Origin of the sequence: Aeromonas sp. s7(2024) (assembly GCF_040907825.1) — a bacterium.
GTDB classification, from domain to species: Bacteria; Pseudomonadota; Gammaproteobacteria; order Enterobacterales; family Aeromonadaceae; genus Aeromonas; species Aeromonas veronii.
Genome location: NZ_JBFOCM010000004.1, coordinates 40,470 through 55,793 on the forward strand (window position 1 = coordinate 40,470; position 15,324 = coordinate 55,793).

Here is a 15,324-nt window from a genome sequence, read left to right on the forward strand (position 1 = left end):
CAGCGTCATTTCACGTAAGATCCGCGCCAGTTTTTCTCCTCCATTTTGAGCAAGCAGATCCCACCCATGATAGTTGCCAGTCAAATCGAACTGATCCGCGGCGGCCGCAAGCTGCTGGACAACGCCTCCGCCACCATTCACCCCGGCCACAAAGTGGGTCTGGTGGGCAAAAATGGCTGTGGCAAGTCCACCTTTTTTGCACTGGTACGGGGCGAGCTGGCCATCGACAGCGGCACCTTCAGCCTGCCCGCTGGCTGGCAGATTGCAGGCGTCGCGCAGGAGACCCCGGCGCTCGACTGCTCCGCGCTCGAGTATGTGATCGACGGCGACAAGGAGTTCCGCTCGCTGGAAGCCCAGCTGGTGCAAGCCGAGCAGGATGACAATGGTCTGCTGGTGGCCGAGCTGCACGGTCGCCTCGATACCATCGGCGCCTACAGCATTCGCGCCCGCGCCGCCGAGCTGCTGCACGGCCTCGGTTTCAGCGATGAGCAGTTGAGCTCGCAGGTGCGCAGCTTCTCCGGTGGCTGGCGCATGCGCCTCAACCTCGCCCAGGCGCTGCTCTGCCGCTCCGATCTGCTGCTGCTCGATGAACCGACCAACCACCTGGATCTCGATGCGGTGATCTGGCTGGAGAAGTGGCTCAAGGGCTATCAGGGCACGCTGGTGCTCATCTCTCACGACCGCGATTTCCTCGATTCGGTCATCAGCCGCATCATCCATATCGAGAATGGCAAGCTCAACGAATACACCGGCGGCTACTCCGACTTCGAACTGCAGCGCGCCGAACAGCTGGCCCAGCAGCAGTCGATGTACGAGAAGCAGCAGCGGGAGATGTCCCACATGCAGGCGTATGTGGATCGCTTCCGCTACAAGGCCTCCAAGGCCCGCCAGGCCCAGAGCCGCCTGAAAGCGATGGAGCGGATGGAGAAGATCCTGCCCGCCCACGCCGACTCCGAGTTCAGCTTCGAGTTTCGCGAGCCGTCGGCCCTGCCGACCCCGCTCATTGCCATGGAGAACCTCTCTGCCGGTTACGGCGACAAGGTGATCCTGGAGAAGATCAAACTCAATCTGGTACCGGGTTCGCGCATCGGTCTGCTCGGTCGCAACGGCGCCGGTAAATCCACCTTTATCAAGATGCTGTCGGGCTCCAACCCGCCGCTGTCGGGCAAACTCGAAGTGAGCGCCGGGGTGAGCATCGGCTACTTCGCCCAGCATCAGCTGGAGACCCTGCGTCTCGATGATTCCCCGCTCGATCATCTGGCCCGCCTCGCGCCGGACAAGACCGAGCAGGAGCTGCGCAACTATCTGGGCAGCTTCGGTTTTCACGGTGACAAGGCGCTCGACAAGGTGGCCCCCTTCTCCGGCGGCGAAAAAGCGCGGCTGGTGCTGGCGCTGATCACCTGGCAAAAACCGAACCTCCTGCTGCTGGATGAACCGACCAACCACCTAGATCTGGAGATGCGCCACGCCCTCACCATGGCGCTGCAAGGCTTCGAAGGGGCCATGGTAGTGGTCTCCCACGACCGTCACCTGCTGCGTACCACCACAGATGACTTCTATCTGGTGCACGGTGGCCGGGTCGAGCCGTTCGACGGCGATCTGGACGACTACCACAAGTGGCTCGGCGAGCAGGAGAAAGAGGCCAACGCCAAACCGGCCGATGGCCCCGTCTCTGCCAACTCGGCGGTGGCGCGCAAGGATCAGAAGCGGCGCGAGGCGGAGTTCCGGCAAGCGACCCGTCCCCTGCGCCAGAAGCTGGAAAAGCTCGAAGCGAGCATGGAGAAGCTGCAAGGCAAGCTTGGCGACATCGAGAGCCAACTGGCCGACCCCGCCATCTACGAAGAGAGCGCTAAAACCAAGCTCTCCGAGCTGCTCAAATCCCAGGGCCCCCTCAAGGAGCAGCTGGAAGAGGTGGAGCTGGAGTGGATGAGCCTCTCCGAAGAGCTGGAAACCATGGAGCAAGCCTTCTTTGCGTGACGAACAGCTGATGGCCAGCGAGCGGGTCGCGGTCCACGAATTGCCGACGCCGATCGGCTTCTGGCACTGGAGCGGCAAAGTCTATGGTGAGCGCAGCCAGGATTGGCTCACCGTGCAGGAGCAGGGGGGCAACGTCAATCTCGCGCTGCTGCTGCACCGGCTCGATCAGCTCGGCATCGTGGTCGATCTCACCGACCTGCAACCGGCGCTGGTGCAAACCGAGGCGGTGCTGACCCCGTGGCGTGCCCTGCGCCAGAGCGCCAAGACGCGACTCGACGAGCAGCAGTATCAGTCGATGCTGGCCCACGAGCTGGAGCTGGAGCGGCTGCAACAGGGCGTCCTGTTGCAGACCCTGCGCAGCCTCTCCCTGTTTCGCGGCAACAGCCGCAATTTGTTGAACTATCTATCGTTACTGGGTGCCCAGCAGGGCCCCCTCAGAGATCTAATATGCTGAGCTACCGCCACGCCTTTCACGCCGGCAACCATGCCGACGTGCTGAAACACGCCGTTCAGGCCCTGATCATCGAGTCCCTCAAGAAGAAGGAGAAACCCTTCATCGTGCTGGACACCCATGCCGGTGGCGGTCTCTACGACCTGCGCGGCGACTGGTCCCAGAAAAAGGCCGAGTATGCCGATGGCATCGGCCGCCTGTGGGACGAGCGGGCCCAGTGGTCTGCCATGGCCCCCTATCTGGGTGTCATTGAGGAGATGAATCAGAACGGCGAGCTGCACTACTACCCCGGCTCGCCGGAGCTCTCCCGCCGCCTCACCCGCGAGCAGGACAAGCTGGCGCTGATGGAGCTGCACAACAACGAAGTGGACGATCTGCGCGCCAACATGGGCTATGACCCCCGCGTCGCCGTGCACCACCGTGACGGCTTCGAGGGGCTGATCGCCCTGCTGCCACCCACCCCGCGCCGCGGGCTGGTGCTGATCGATCCGCCCTATGAGCTCAAAGAAGATTACTTCGCCGTGGTCGACACCCTGAAAAAGGCGCAGAAACGCTGGGCAACCGGCATCTACGCCCTCTGGTATCCGATCCTCGGGCAAGAGGCGGACAAATCCCGCGACATGCTGCGCGCCATCAAGCGGGAAAACTTCGGCAACGTGCTGGTGGCCGAGCTGGAAGTGGCCGGTCAGACTGCCGACTGGGGAATGAACGGCTCAGGCATGCTGATCATCAGCCCGCCCTGGATGCTGGACGAGCAGATCGAAGCCTTCCTGAAACCGCTGTGCGCCAAGCTGGCTCAAGGCGCTGGCGCCCAGTACAAGGTGGAGTGGCTCAACAAGGTCGCAGAGTAAGCCAGCACCAGCCCGCTCCGGCGCCCGGTCAAGGCGCCAGCGAGTCGGCCAGCCAAGCCGTTCACCGTGGCGGCATGGCCAGCAAAGAGAAGCCCCGTTCAGGGGCTTCTTGTTTTTTACCTGCCAGCGCTTTTACCCACTAACTGTTTTCCTCACCAATGGCGGCCACGGCGGCCACGCATCCCCTCTGCACACCAGACCAGCAGTTATTGATTAATTAATTGATCTGGCTCAGGAATTCCCCGCATACCTCTTTCCCTTGGCCAATAGGCCAGTACTATAGCCAATTGGCAACAAAGCCTCGTAGGAGTCACCCCATGAGCCATGCCAACCCCATCCCGTTGGTTAAACGCAGCAGACTGGAGGCTGTAATTCAGGGGCGGTAGCCATGCCGGATGGAATGGATAAGCGAACGTTGCCTACGACTACCCAGTCAACATGGTGGCAGCCTTATGCTGATTTCTGACCCGCTCACGCAGGCGTGCTTTGGCGGCGCTTGCCAAGAGTGCGCTGAGCACTGATTTTTCATACAGTAGTAACGGTGGTGCAAAAAGAGGAAGTCAAGCGAATACGCTCAGCATAAGAAGCAAACGGGTAACATTATGATTTAATGGTTGTTTTTACTTGGCGGCAGTGGAAATGTTACGGAGTTATATGGAATGCTCTGCTAACGGATTAATACCGCCTTCCATCTAATCACTGTTATGAGGCATATGGATATTCAACTAATACAAATAGAAATTGATGAGTTTGAAAGTCTGTTCTCTGTTGTGAAACAGGGACTTTATTCGCATGTTGACGCCGTCTTTGGCTGGTGTGATGAGTTTCAGGTCAGTCGTTTAAAAAATGACTATGAGCCGCATTGGTTTCACTGGGTTTATTTCAATCACACGCAAGTTGGAATGCTATGCTTCAAGCCTTACGAAAACGCTTTTCATGTGCATTTACTCATTGTGTTTCCAGAATTTCAAAATCAAAAATTGGGTGCAAGGGTAATGAATATGGTTCACGAAATAGCGCGAGAGCAAGGGCGTAGTCATGTAACTTTATCAAGTTTTACTAGAAACGAGTCAGCAGTAAGGTTTTACAAATCTCTTGGCTATAAGGTGACTGAAAGCGATGGAAACTTCCTTTCTTTGTCGCTTCAAGTTGCCTCATAACAAAGCGTTTAAGAGGGATTTGGCACGCGTGGCATTTTCAGTTTGCGTTGAGTTTGGTGTTTAAGGTGCTTTGCAGAAACTTATGTATTGCGTGCCTGCACCCCTTAACGCGGCGTTAGCTTCTTCTGGTAGTCTGGAGATAAATAAGAAAAATGACAGAATACAAAAGATCAATTGAAGACGAACTCGATTGGGTAAGTATCGACCAGCTTCACGAAGCAACTCTTCAAATAAGCAAGAGCTGTTTTGAATTCAAGAAAATTTGCGTGGGGCTTATTGGCGCAGCTTTGGCTGTATTGGTCAAACTGACTGACAATAATCTTGATCACTCGTACTTCGTTATACCACTTCTAATTTGTTTCGGGTTCTGGATCGCGGACTCCTCTGCATACTATTTTCAACGAAAGACAAGAAGCGCCATGAATAAAAAGTTATATGCAATTGCTCAGAGAAATTCCATCAGCAATTATCCTAATGGAGATCTGGGTGTAACTTGGTTTGGTGCCGCATTTAATCATTCTATGGTGCTCTATTTTGCCTTGGCTGGCCTCTGGATTATCGGCTGGGTAGTATATGCCATGAATTGGATTGGATCATAATGACTATATTCGTGAGCTATACCACCAGAGATAGCTATGTTGATCGTAATACGCTGAAAATGGTATCAGGTGTGTTGTCGAAATATGGTTCGCACTACATTGACCTTCTACACAACGATGCGTCAGAAAAACAACGTCACGTTGAGGAGATGCTATCTCATGCTCAACTTATGATTCTAATAAGGTCGCGTTCTATAGAGAAGTCCGAATGGGTTCAGTGGGAATTGAACGAAGCTAAAAAAAATGGCATTCCCATAATTGAAGTACAGGCATCTATAAACCCAACAGAAACTATTAGTAATTTAAAATATAAACTAGCTTCAGAGTTCAATAAGCTAACAAGGCGCTCAAGCAAGGACGCGCTAACTCGCGCCGCCTAGATTGGCGTTAGCTTCAATTAAGGAATGAGTATGAATATGAGTTCAGTACTGGAAGTATATGTAAGACTATTTCGCAACAAACGGCTATTGATTCTCATCGGAGCTTTAAGTGGTTCGTTTGCGATACTTTCATTTTTCTCTGAACCATTCTTAATTTATTTCAGTAATTTTATTCAATTTGATATATCTAGAACGTCTGTCCCTATTACTTTATTGCTAATTTCTGTTGTCTCATTTTCCTTTATATACTTGCAGTCTGGTGCTAAAGAAGCTCCTGAAGTATATAGCTCTTCAATGCTAGAGAAAATACTTAAAGATATTGAAATTCAAAAGAATAGAAATGCAGCGCAAATTGACGAACTGAAGAAAAAGCTAGAAACATATGAGTCTGAAAAAGGATTAAGTGAAGCAGAGAAACAAGCAATTATTGATGGTGCAGTGAAATCGACTAGTGAAGAAGCAATAAAAACAATTTTTGAGCATGAAGCTAATTTACTAAAAGATACCATCAAAGATAGCTTGGGCTTTGAGAGGTTGTCGGACTCATCAAGAGATATTGTACAGAGGATTAGAAGGGAAATCGCTGATCTTCGGCTTCGTTCAAATATTAATCTTCTGATCGGAATGTCTATTACCGCCGGAGGCTTATATTTGTTGTGGTCTACTGTGTCCATGGTAGATGCTTCCGAGTTATTGAAGCAACTGGCATCTGAAGGTGCTGAATCCGACGGTAAGTTTTTAAAGAATCTAATTCTACCGATTGTACCTAGGATACTTCTTGTTATCTTTATTGAAGTATTTGCCTACTTTTTTCTGAGGCTTTATAAAGATGGCCTTTCGGAGATAAAGTATTTTCAAAATGAACTTACAAATATCGAGTCGAAACTAACAGCTGTTGAATTTTCATATATAACTAATAACCAAGAAGGTCTCAAAGCTGCAATCGAAGCCCTGTCAAAAACAGAGCGTAATTTTATTCTTGAAAAGGGCCAGACAACAGTGGAACTTGAACGGGCCAAATCGGAATCGGAATTGACTCGAAATATCATAAAGACGATTCCGGATTTCTTTAAAAAAGCTAACAAGTAGCTTCACCGGAAAATTGGTCGCTGCGCTCTCAATTTTCCGGTGAGCTAGGCGTTAGCTGTCTTCGTTAGTTGAAAGGATAAATATGTACAATTTAATAATCGGGTATACAGGCCCAAATGAAAATGAAAACGAAGTTATTGTCTCTGCGTCAAGATTCCTTGAATATACAGACTCTGAGACTCAAATGCGTTATAGAAATTTAAATGCAGATAACGTTGTCGAGATCAAAGAGTTTCCAGCGCTATTTATGCACGAACATTGTCCAGATGGTGCATTTGTCGCTAATATTACAAACATTACTCGTTCACACAGAGACTATAAGATTACCTTTGAAAGAGATAATAATTTTGGTGTTATCTCGAAAGAAACAATAGATAAATTAGCTATTGAGTTAGGAATTGACGAGTTTGAATTATATAGAACTCATTGGGCTGTAAAAACAGCAAACTTGGCAAATATTTTAAGGCCAACTGAAGCTCCTGTAACACTTGTTACACCTCAAGAATATGAGGTTGAAAACTTACCGCCAGAAAAAGGATCTTGCTTTAACAAAAATCAAGTGTTTATTGTGCATGGGCATGATGAGCATGCAAAAAATGATGTAAAAGCATATGTCGAATCTAAAGGTTTAGAACCAATAATTTTACACCTTCAGGCCAGTGGCGGTAGAACTATAATTGAAAAAATAGACCATTACAGCAATGTTGGCTTCGGTATAGTTCTTTATACTGAATGTGATATTGGGGCTAAAAGGGATACTTTGAATTTTAAATGGAGAGCTCGTCAAAATGTTGTATTTGAGCATGGCTACTTAATTGCTAAATTATCGAGAGAGCGGGTAGCTGCATTAGTCAAAGGTTCTGTTGAAACTCCAAATGATATTAGTGGGGTTGTTTATGTTTCTATGGATGCTGCAGGAACATGGAAAGAGGAGTTAGATGCTGAGTTACGTAACGCAGGGTACGAAATACCAAACAGCTAACAAACGCCTCAAGAGGGACTGTCAACGCGTAGCGTTTCCAGTCCCAATGAGCCGCGGTGGTTTCGGTTGTTGTGATTGAAACAGATCTGGGACACCCACCTTTTTGAGCAAGGCATAGCATATGCCCGAACCCAAAAGATGGGTGTCCAAGGTTTCTGCTCACCGAGTTCAAACGCAAAAGCCCCATCACGGGGCTTTTGCTTTTGGTACGGCCAGTGTGTGCGGCAGCCTGAACCTGCGCGCCCTATGAGCAGGCAGGCAGATCCTGTTTCAGCGCAACCAGCAACAGGGCCAGCAGGCCAAAGGGTGGGAACAGGCAGAGCAGGGAGCAGATAAGGGTGACCAGCGCCGGATGCTCGCTCTTGCGGCGCGCCAGTCGCCAGGCGATGAGGCCGACGATGACCATTAGCAACGCAATGAACTGGCCAAGCAGGGTGGCATTGATATTCATGAAAGATCCTTTTTCATGGGCAAGTGTGAAGAACCTGTACTTTATCGCCTTGGCTGCGATTGGCAACCGCTGAACCACACCGGCCACTCGCCCGTTGATAGGTTCTCTCTATTCTGGCAATAGATGAGAATAGTTTTCATTTAATCTCATTTCGGCGGATACTCTCACCATCAACAGAGGGAGCCGCCATCATGAAAAAGACCATCAGCTTTGCCATCCTGCACTTCGGTGTCGCCTTTACCGTGGCCTACCTGCTGACCGGTGAACTGCTGACCGCCAGCCTGATCGCCCTGATCGAGCCCGCCGTCAACACGGTCGCCTTCTACTTTCATGACCTTGGCTGGCACAAGCTCAGACCAAATCACAGCCTGCAGGCCAAGACCAGCAGCTTCGCGGTGGTCCACTTCTCGGTGGCCTTCGGAGTGGCCTTCCTGCTGAGCGGCGAGCTGCTCACCGGCGGCGTGATGGCGATGATCGAACCGGCCATCAATACCGTGGTGTTCTTCTTCCACGAGCGGCTGTGGCGCGCCCGCAGTCAGCAACTGGCGCTGGCCTGATCAACCGGGCAAACCGCCTCCCCCCTTTATCGCGGCCACAAAAAACCCGACATTCCGGCCAGGAGTGTCGGGTTTTTCCGTTTGGCAGCCATTCAGCAGTGCAAGTGAGCTCGCCCCCACAGCTGCATTGCCCTGTAGAGTGTGCTGTAGTAGGCAGATATGCCCTCCTCATTGCTGGAATCTATCGATGAACAAGACCTTGTTTGCCACCCTGCTGTTTACCCCTCTGCTGGCCAGTGCCGCAACCCCCTCCTTTGACTGCACCAAAGCCTCCGGGTCGGTCGAAACCCTGATCTGCAAGGATGCCGGACTGGCCGCCCTTGATAACGAACTGGCGGCCCTCTACCCCAAGGCGATTGCCGCGCTCTCTCCCGAACAGCTCAAGACAGAGCGCGCCATGCAGCGCGGCTGGATCAAGGGGCGTAACGACTGCTGGAAGGGGCAGGATCTGCGCCAGTGTGTGGAGGATAACTACCTGCTGCGGATCACCGAACTGCAGATCAGCGGCGGCCAGCTGATGGTGCCGGCTCCGGTCAACTACCAGTGTGGCAAGAACGTCACTCTCTCCACCTACTTCTATAACGATGCCAAGCTGCCCGCCGCGGTGATCAACCTGAGCGAGGGCGACAAGCAGCAACAAGTGCTCGCCTATGAAGCCCCCAGCGCCAGCGGCGCCCGCTATGAAGGGCAAAACCTCACCTTCTTCACCAAGGGGGACGACGCCACGCTGGAGCGTTACGGCCAGCCAACCCTCACCTGCATGGAAAATCCGACCAAGGGCTGAGGCTCATGGGGGCGGCTCATCTTGCCGCCCCACCTTGACTAGATGGCGATATCCAGCGGTTTTCCTTCCCGCACAATCCGCAACTTGAGCGACCCCGGCTTGCCGGTGCTGAGCAGTTCACGCACCTTGTCGATATCGAGGGGACGATAAGCCACCCCGTTGATCTGCTCCAGAATGTCGCCGTTGGCCAGACCATAGGGGGCAAGATCCCGTTCATCGCTGTAGTAGACCTGCAAATGCTCGCCATCAAAACGCACCCCGATATTGCGCAGGATTGGCGGCACTTTGCGCGCCAGGCTGTCGGCGTCGTAGCAGAACATCATCCGCCCGGGCATGATCGCAAAGCGATTGAAGCGGTTAACAAAATCCAGCCCCAGACCATACTGCTCATTGCTGTTTTCCGACACGCGCAGTTCACCGAGCTGGCGCTCATCAAAGTGCAGGCCGGTGAGGATATGTTCACGCCCCTCCACCATACCGCTGGCATCCACCCCTTTACGTGGCATCGCATCTTCGCCAGAGATCGCCTTCTGGCTGGCCATAAAGTCGATAAAAGCATGATCGGCATAGCTCTGATCGGCCCCGGTATCCAAAGACATGCGCACGCTGCTCTCGCCGTGGGTCAGATACACTGCCGGGGAGCGGTTGTAGCTGTCTTCATAGCCGATGCAACGCTCGAAGGTGGCTGCCGACGGTGCCGTCAGCGAAGCCGTGAGTTGATGCTTGTCGCTATCAAACACCCAGTTGAAACGGCGGATGGTGTCGATCCCGAGGATGCCATCGATACGGCTGCCGAGAGACTGGGAGAAAAGATCGAAATCAATAGTTGCCCACAGATCGCTGTCATCAATGGTGACCGACCCCAGCGAGAAGGGCTGCGGCTCAACAAAGCCAAGCTGCTCGCTGCCCAGTTGGCTCGAAACGCTGCTCACACTGGCAAAATCAGCCTGATAGGCCCTGGGCAATTCGCTTAAGGTCAGCGCCTTGAAACGGCTGGCCAGACGACGATCGATAAAGGTGATACTGGCCCCGGTATCGAGCAAAAACTGATACTGCTCACCTGCGATGGTGACGGGGATCAGGGGGGCACTTTCGTAATGCACTGTCAGCACCGGGCCGGGTGCATTGCGCTTGGTGGATGAATCCGGGGCTGTGCAGCCTTGGACGACGAACAGGGCCAACATGGCCAGCGCCACTTTGAACTGCGACTTCATAACTCTCCTTTCCGATAGCAGATGCCCCCGCGGCGCCACCACATAATGCTATCTTGTTGATTTATAGATAAATAAGCTGTTTCAGCGGGGAAGGCGGACAATAACAAAGAGTTTTATGCTGGTTCAAGCGGGATATGACCATGAATATTCTATGGAGATAGTTCAAGAATGGTTGTTCACGCTATCTCGGCGCGTCATCAATCGTTGGTGAGATTTGATTAATTTATTGATCTTGAACAGAAATCCTCAATATTGAGCTTTCTATCCACAGTGCCATGGTTAATATTGCCGTTTGGCAACACTTGCCTCGTCGGAGTCTCCCATGAGCCATGCCAACCCCATCCCGTTGGTGAACCGCAGCAGACTGGAGGCTGAAATTCAGGGGCGGTAGCCATGCCAATTCCCCTGCATGCCAAGCCGGTGACTCACCCACAACATGCAAATCAAGGTGGTGTATGGAAACACAAACCCTGTATCGAGGTCGCTTGATCGACCATATCCAGCTGGTGGTCAAAGATTTGGCTGCCAGCCAGCGCTTTTACACCGCAACCCTGGCCAGCCTCGATATTCCGCTGGGCGGCACAGGTGAGGGCTACTTCTGGGCAGACGAACTGTTTGTCACCGTTGTCGATAGCCCCGCCGCACTGGGGGTGTTGACCGGTCGCCACCACCTCGCCTTTCAGGCAAAAGATCGCGCCATGGTGGATCGCTTTTATCAGGCCGCACTGGCCAATGGCGGCAAAGATAACGGCGCCCCCGGTGAGCGAAATTATCACCGTGGCTATTACGCAGCCTTTGTCCTCGATCCGGATGGCAATAATATCGAAGCGGTTTATCACGGTGAGGCAAAGCGTAGTGTGGAGTCGGTGGAGATTCGGTTTTAGCAAGAAAGCGGAGCACTAATTAATGGGGCTTTCATGGCGTAACGATCTGATAATAATAGTACCGCCCAATATTTATTTTCTATACAGCCGTAAGGGTCGTGTCAAAAAAATATCAAATGAACACGTTCAGCTTAATACGATGGAAGATAAAAAGATCATTTCAAACATTATTAAACACAGCCTTTATCTGGCTTAATCTAATCATTATTAGCCATCAATCAGAAATTGTGAGTTTTTATGAATAATGAGTATCACTGGTGGGATTTAGAAAAATCTAGCTTCAAAGGTGTTCTATATGATTCGATAAATTGCTATTTTCTCAATGACTTACCTTATCAAAACTGGCAAGAATTCTCTGAAGCTGATCCACATATGGCTTATGCACACTTAACTTATGTTAGGTTTAATATGCTTGAACAGCAGTTCATCGATTTACGAGTAATACCTCAAATGCTTGGAGTTGAAACTGTTCCAGTGAAGTCGAGCGTTCAAGATATAAATAGATATGACTGGCTAAAGTCTATAGTTGACCTAACTTTATTTCGTTTCTCTAGCCTGCGAGATATCGCTTTTCATTTTGTGAATGAAGTTTTGGAACTAGGCCTCTCTGATTTTCAGTTGAATATTAAGCAGCTAAATAAAGTGCTTAAAACCGAGCACCCTGACATTCTAGAATCCTTAAAAACTCTAGACAAAACTGGTGAGGAATTGAGAACAGATCGTAATGAACGAGCTCATAAAGGTTTCAGTGAGCTTTATACTGGTGATGATCAGATGTTCAAAAATATGTCATGGATGGAGGGCACTGTTATCGATAATACTGGGTACGATCTAGTGGGCATCTACGAAAACTCCCGAGATAAAATTTGCGAGCTAGTTGTGCAAGAGGTACAGGTTGCACTAAAAGCTACAATTAACTTAGTTGATAATTGCTATACCCATTATCGCGATACACATCTTAGATTATCGCATGGTTCTGCAATGGGTGTTTCGCAGCATTTCCCTCTACACTGTGAAAAAAATAGCTAACAAACATTTCAAGCCCGTAGGTGCGAATCGCGAATATACCGGCCAAAAAAAATCCGGAAAATCCAATATCTCTATGGTAAATTTCCCTGACAAGGTGGAGATCCGCTGCCATTCACTGATTAAGTAGATGTTATTTTAATCCAACTGGAATAGACAATGAAATATTCATTAAATTGGAAAAAACCATTACTCTCCATGAGCAAGCGGTTCTTTATATTTATCACTTTGATTTTTGCCGGGTTTGTTGCACTCAGTACATACAAAACCCAACTCGACATGGAGTTGGGCTCTTGGCTCTTTTACCAATATTTAAAAATCCTGCTAGCATCCTTCGTTGTATTGTTCGCAATGGCTCAAGCCTCCAGATTGTTTTCTGTCGAACTAAGAAATGAGGACGTGGTAGGTAGAAACCGCTTTTTCCGGAAAGTATCCATACCCTATACAGAGATGATCGGTGTAAGCATGGAAATGTTACTAATAGTAAATTGCCTGGTTATTCGCACTAACAGTCGCAAGAAAATCTATGCCCCTTTTGACTTGGATGGATTTTCAGATTTTTCGAATAAAATAGATGCCAGACTACAAAGTAACAAAGCACTCAAAAATAATGCGTAACCAACTCCACCTTTATATTTTTGAGTTAATTTCACGACTTCTTATCATTCCGCCGTTTAACCTCATATAAAATTTCATGGAGATATCATGAAGATTTCTGAAGTCGCAGAGATGACAAATATTTCCATTCATACACTGCGATATTATGAAAAAGAAGGGCTATTACTTAATATCCGTAGCCCGTAGGTTCGATTAGCGAAGCGTAATCGGACATTCGCGAAAACAATATTTCTTGATAGTACCAGTTGTCTTTGAGACCGACTTTTATACGGTCTCTTTATCCACCTGTAGCTTTGCTGGCGTAAAACATCCAAAGGAGATTTATGAAGCCAGACTTAACCGGCACACGGATTGTACTGCGCACCATTGGCCCGCACGATACTGCCGATCTGTTCGAGATTTATGGCAATCCACTGACCATGGAGTTTGCCTCCGATCCCTGCTTTACCTCACCCGCCATGGTGGCGCAGATGATGGCGAGCGTGGTGCGGCTGGAACAAACCGGTGAGTCGCTGGAGTGGGCGATTGTCGAACGGGAGGGCAACAAGGTGATCGGCACCTGTGGCCTGCACAGTTTCAGCGAGGCGGGCCACTGCTGCGAGGTGGGTTGCCTGCTCAATGCGGCCTATTGGCGCAAGGGGTTTATGTCGGAAGCGCTGGGATTGTTGTTCGCCCACGCCAGTACACTGGGAGTCACCTGCCTCACCGCAGATATCGATGCAGATAATGTCCGCTCTATCACCCTGTTTGAAAAGCTGGGCTTCAAGGCGCATGCAGGGCGCTATCAGCGCATGCTCCCCTTTGTCTGACCCGAAACCAGAGCCACAACCCCCTCGCCTCTCAGGGCGTTGTGGCAAGGATCAGACATAAAAAAACCGGAACCCAAGGGTTCCGGTTTTTTTTCATTCCAGCCGAGGCTGGCAAACCAGCGAATTAAGCCTGGTTTTTAACTTCTTTCAGACCGCGGAAAGGAGCTTTGGCACCCAGAGCTTCTTCGATACGGATCAGCTGGTTGTACTTGGCAACACGGTCAGAACGGCTCATGGAACCGGTCTTGATCTGGCCAGCAGCGGTACCAACAGCCAGGTCGGCGATGGTAGCGTCTTCGGTCTCACCGGAGCGGTGGGAGATGACGGCAGTGTAGCCAGCGTCTTTGGCCATCTTGATGGCAGCCAGAGTTTCGGTCAGGGAACCGATCTGGTTGAACTTGATCAGGATGGAGTTGGCGATGCCGTTGTCGATACCGCGCTTCAGGATCTTGGTGTTGGTTACGAACAGGTCGTCACCCACGATCTGGATTTTCTTGCCCAGTTCAGCAGTCTGGTAGGCGAAACCTTCCCAGTCAGATTCGTCCAGGCCATCTTCGATGGAGACGATCGGGAACTTGGTGGTCAGGTCAGCCAGGAAGTCGGAGAAACCGTTGGAGGTGAAGACACGACCTTCGCCTTTCAGGTTGTACTCTTTCTTCTCTGCGTCGTAGAACTCGGAAGCAGCGCAGTCCATAGCCAGGGTGATGTCGGTGCCCAGTTTGTAACCGGCAGCGGCAACGGCTTCAGCGATAACTTCCAGCGCTTCGGCGTTGGATTTCAGGTTCGGAGCGAAACCACCTTCGTCACCAACTGCAGTGTTGTAGCCCTTGGACTTCAGCACTTTGGCCAGGTTGTGGAACACTTCTGCGCCCATGCGAACGGCTTCTTTCAGGGTCTTGGCGCCAACCGGCTGGATCATGAACTCCTGGATGTCGACGTTGTTGTCGGCGTGCTCACCACCGTTGATGATGTTCATCATCGGCAGCGGCATGGAGTAAACACCCGGGGTGCCGTTCAGCTCGGCGATGTGGGCGTACAGCGGCATGCCTTTGGCAGCAGCGGCAGCTTTGGCGTTAGCCAGGGAAACAGCCAGGATGGCGTTGGCGCCGAACTTGGATTTGTTCTCGGTACCGTCGAGGTCGATCATGATCTGGTCAACGGTGGCCTGGTCCTTGGCATCTTTACCCAGCAGAGCTTGAGCGATCGGGCCGTTTACGGCTTCGATGGCTTTCAGCACGCCTTTACCCAGGAAACGGCTCTTGTCGCCGTCACGCAGTTCCAGCGCTTCGCGGGAACCGGTGGACGCGCCAGACGGAGCGGCTGCCATACCAACAAAACCACCTTCCAGGTGAACTTCGGCCTCAACGGTCGGGTTACCACGGGAGTCGATGATTTCACGACCGATCACTTTAACGATCTTGGACATGTGTATTTCCTCAGGTTTCGTAAAAAAACAACAAAAATATGCCAAAAAAAGCGGCTGTGGCACAGT

The 15,324-nt window shown here is 51.0% G+C and carries 18 protein-coding genes; 15 read left to right on the forward strand and 3 right to left on the reverse strand.

What is annotated here, in order from left to right; all coding sequences use genetic code 11:
- The first annotated feature begins 66 nt into the window (after positions 1-66).
- The 8 genes from AB5Y73_RS00215 (at position 67) to AB5Y73_RS00250 (ending at position 7,489) form a co-directional block, all read left to right on the forward strand.
- Positions 67-1,977 (forward strand): ABC transporter ATP-binding protein, encoded by a 1,911-nt coding sequence (locus tag AB5Y73_RS00215; protein WP_181497092.1) that lies wholly within the window; start codon positions 67-69, stop codon positions 1,975-1,977.
- The gene (locus tag AB5Y73_RS00220; RefSeq protein ID WP_005343337.1) at positions 1,970-2,431 is read left to right on the forward strand and encodes a DUF2390 domain-containing protein; all 462 of its coding nucleotides are present in this window, start codon (positions 1,970-1,972) and stop codon (positions 2,429-2,431) included. Before AB5Y73_RS00215 ends, AB5Y73_RS00220 begins: the two co-directional genes overlap by 8 nt.
- On the forward strand, positions 2,425-3,279 hold the full coding sequence (locus tag AB5Y73_RS00225) for a 23S rRNA (adenine(2030)-N(6))-methyltransferase RlmJ (RefSeq protein WP_181497091.1): 855 nt from the start codon (positions 2,425-2,427) through the stop codon (positions 3,277-3,279). Before AB5Y73_RS00220 ends, AB5Y73_RS00225 begins: the two co-directional genes overlap by 7 nt.
- 713 nt (positions 3,280-3,992) lie before the next feature.
- Positions 3,993-4,439: an N-acetyltransferase gene (locus AB5Y73_RS00230; RefSeq protein ID WP_199258862.1), complete on the forward strand. Its 447-nt coding sequence runs from the start codon at positions 3,993-3,995 to the stop codon at positions 4,437-4,439.
- 152 nt (positions 4,440-4,591) lie between these two features.
- On the forward strand, positions 4,592-5,038 hold the full coding sequence (locus AB5Y73_RS00235; protein WP_279499416.1) for a hypothetical protein: 447 nt from the start codon (positions 4,592-4,594) through the stop codon (positions 5,036-5,038).
- Between the two features lie 11 nt (positions 5,039-5,049).
- A complete protein-coding gene (locus AB5Y73_RS00240; RefSeq protein ID WP_199258860.1) occupies positions 5,050-5,418 on the forward strand; it encodes a TIR domain-containing protein in 369 nt (122 codons plus the stop codon).
- Between the two features lie 36 nt (positions 5,419-5,454).
- Positions 5,455-6,507, forward strand: a complete 1,053-nt coding sequence (locus AB5Y73_RS00245; RefSeq protein WP_199258858.1) for a hypothetical protein — start codon at positions 5,455-5,457, stop codon at positions 6,505-6,507.
- Between the two features lie 82 nt (positions 6,508-6,589).
- Complete coding sequence (locus tag AB5Y73_RS00250) at positions 6,590-7,489, forward strand: TIR domain-containing protein (RefSeq protein WP_158112821.1); 900 nt, start codon at positions 6,590-6,592, stop codon at positions 7,487-7,489.
- 244 nt (positions 7,490-7,733) lie between these two features.
- On the opposite strand, the gene AB5Y73_RS00255 is transcribed toward AB5Y73_RS00250, so the two are convergent.
- A complete protein-coding gene (locus AB5Y73_RS00255; protein WP_279499415.1) occupies positions 7,734-7,940 on the reverse strand; it encodes a hypothetical protein in 207 nt (68 codons plus the stop codon).
- 191 nt (positions 7,941-8,131) lie between these two features.
- On the opposite strand from AB5Y73_RS00255, the gene AB5Y73_RS00260 reads away from it, so the two are divergent.
- Both AB5Y73_RS00260 and AB5Y73_RS00265 read left to right on the forward strand, forming a co-directional pair.
- Positions 8,132-8,497, forward strand: coding sequence for a DUF2061 domain-containing protein (locus AB5Y73_RS00260; RefSeq protein WP_064339468.1), 366 nt, complete (start codon positions 8,132-8,134; stop codon positions 8,495-8,497).
- A gap of 187 nt (positions 8,498-8,684) precedes the next feature.
- Positions 8,685-9,281 (forward strand): MliC family protein, encoded by a 597-nt coding sequence (locus AB5Y73_RS00265; protein ID WP_181497089.1) that lies wholly within the window; start codon positions 8,685-8,687, stop codon positions 9,279-9,281.
- A gap of 38 nt (positions 9,282-9,319) precedes the next feature.
- Here the strand turns inward: AB5Y73_RS00265 and AB5Y73_RS00270 are convergent, their stop codons facing one another.
- On the reverse strand, positions 9,320-10,495 hold the full coding sequence (locus AB5Y73_RS00270; RefSeq protein WP_181497088.1) for a retropepsin-like aspartic protease: 1,176 nt from the start codon (positions 10,493-10,495) through the stop codon (positions 9,320-9,322).
- 455 nt (positions 10,496-10,950) lie between these two features.
- Between AB5Y73_RS00270 and AB5Y73_RS00275 the strand changes: the two genes are divergently transcribed.
- The 5 genes from AB5Y73_RS00275 to AB5Y73_RS00295 all read left to right on the forward strand — a co-directional run bounded on the left by AB5Y73_RS00275 (position 10,951) and on the right by AB5Y73_RS00295 (position 13,832).
- On the forward strand, positions 10,951-11,379 hold the full coding sequence (locus AB5Y73_RS00275) for a VOC family protein (protein ID WP_107682709.1): 429 nt from the start codon (positions 10,951-10,953) through the stop codon (positions 11,377-11,379).
- Between the two features lie 237 nt (positions 11,380-11,616).
- Positions 11,617-12,408: a Cthe_2314 family HEPN domain-containing protein gene (locus AB5Y73_RS00280; RefSeq protein WP_107682710.1), complete on the forward strand. Its 792-nt coding sequence runs from the start codon at positions 11,617-11,619 to the stop codon at positions 12,406-12,408.
- A gap of 156 nt (positions 12,409-12,564) precedes the next feature.
- A complete protein-coding gene (locus AB5Y73_RS00285) occupies positions 12,565-13,023 on the forward strand; it encodes a hypothetical protein (protein ID WP_181294861.1) in 459 nt (152 codons plus the stop codon).
- An 87-nt stretch (positions 13,024-13,110) separates the two neighbouring features.
- Positions 13,111-13,209 carry a MerR family DNA-binding transcriptional regulator gene (locus AB5Y73_RS00290; protein WP_107682711.1) on the forward strand — a complete coding sequence of 33 codons (99 nt, stop codon included), beginning with the start codon at positions 13,111-13,113 and terminating at the stop codon, positions 13,207-13,209.
- A gap of 137 nt (positions 13,210-13,346) precedes the next feature.
- Positions 13,347-13,832, forward strand: coding sequence for a GNAT family N-acetyltransferase (locus AB5Y73_RS00295; protein WP_107682712.1), 486 nt, complete (start codon positions 13,347-13,349; stop codon positions 13,830-13,832).
- Positions 13,833-13,956: 124 nt separating this feature from the next.
- On the opposite strand, the gene eno is transcribed toward AB5Y73_RS00295, so the two are convergent.
- A complete protein-coding gene (eno, locus tag AB5Y73_RS00300; RefSeq protein WP_005335583.1) occupies positions 13,957-15,258 on the reverse strand; it encodes a phosphopyruvate hydratase in 1,302 nt (433 codons plus the stop codon).
- Between the last annotated feature and the right edge of the window lie 66 nt (positions 15,259-15,324).

Coding starts and splice junctions, on each gene's coding strand:
- AB5Y73_RS00215 (WP_181497092.1), top strand. CDS start 67: ATGATAGTTGCCAGTCAAATCGAACTGATCCGCGGCGGCCGCAAGCTG.
- AB5Y73_RS00225 (WP_181497091.1), top strand. CDS start 2,425: ATGCTGAGCTACCGCCACGCCTTTCACGCCGGCAACCATGCCGACGTG.
- AB5Y73_RS00230 (WP_199258862.1), top strand. CDS start 3,993: ATGGATATTCAACTAATACAAATAGAAATTGATGAGTTTGAAAGTCTG.
- AB5Y73_RS00235 (WP_279499416.1), top strand. CDS start 4,592: ATGACAGAATACAAAAGATCAATTGAAGACGAACTCGATTGGGTAAGT.
- AB5Y73_RS00245 (WP_199258858.1), top strand. CDS start 5,455: ATGAGTTCAGTACTGGAAGTATATGTAAGACTATTTCGCAACAAACGG.
- AB5Y73_RS00250 (WP_158112821.1), top strand. CDS start 6,590: ATGTACAATTTAATAATCGGGTATACAGGCCCAAATGAAAATGAAAAC.
- AB5Y73_RS00255 (WP_279499415.1), bottom strand. CDS start 7,940: ATGAATATCAATGCCACCCTGCTTGGCCAGTTCATTGCGTTGCTAATG.
- AB5Y73_RS00260 (WP_064339468.1), top strand. CDS start 8,132: ATGAAAAAGACCATCAGCTTTGCCATCCTGCACTTCGGTGTCGCCTTT.
- AB5Y73_RS00265 (WP_181497089.1), top strand. CDS start 8,685: ATGAACAAGACCTTGTTTGCCACCCTGCTGTTTACCCCTCTGCTGGCC.
- AB5Y73_RS00270 (WP_181497088.1), bottom strand. CDS start 10,495: ATGAAGTCGCAGTTCAAAGTGGCGCTGGCCATGTTGGCCCTGTTCGTC.
- AB5Y73_RS00275 (WP_107682709.1), top strand. CDS start 10,951: ATGGAAACACAAACCCTGTATCGAGGTCGCTTGATCGACCATATCCAG.
- AB5Y73_RS00280 (WP_107682710.1), top strand. CDS start 11,617: ATGAATAATGAGTATCACTGGTGGGATTTAGAAAAATCTAGCTTCAAA.
- AB5Y73_RS00285 (WP_181294861.1), top strand. CDS start 12,565: ATGAAATATTCATTAAATTGGAAAAAACCATTACTCTCCATGAGCAAG.
- AB5Y73_RS00290 (WP_107682711.1), top strand. CDS start 13,111: ATGAAGATTTCTGAAGTCGCAGAGATGACAAATATTTCCATTCATACA.
- AB5Y73_RS00295 (WP_107682712.1), top strand. CDS start 13,347: ATGAAGCCAGACTTAACCGGCACACGGATTGTACTGCGCACCATTGGC.
- eno (WP_005335583.1), bottom strand. CDS start 15,258: ATGTCCAAGATCGTTAAAGTGATCGGTCGTGAAATCATCGACTCCCGT.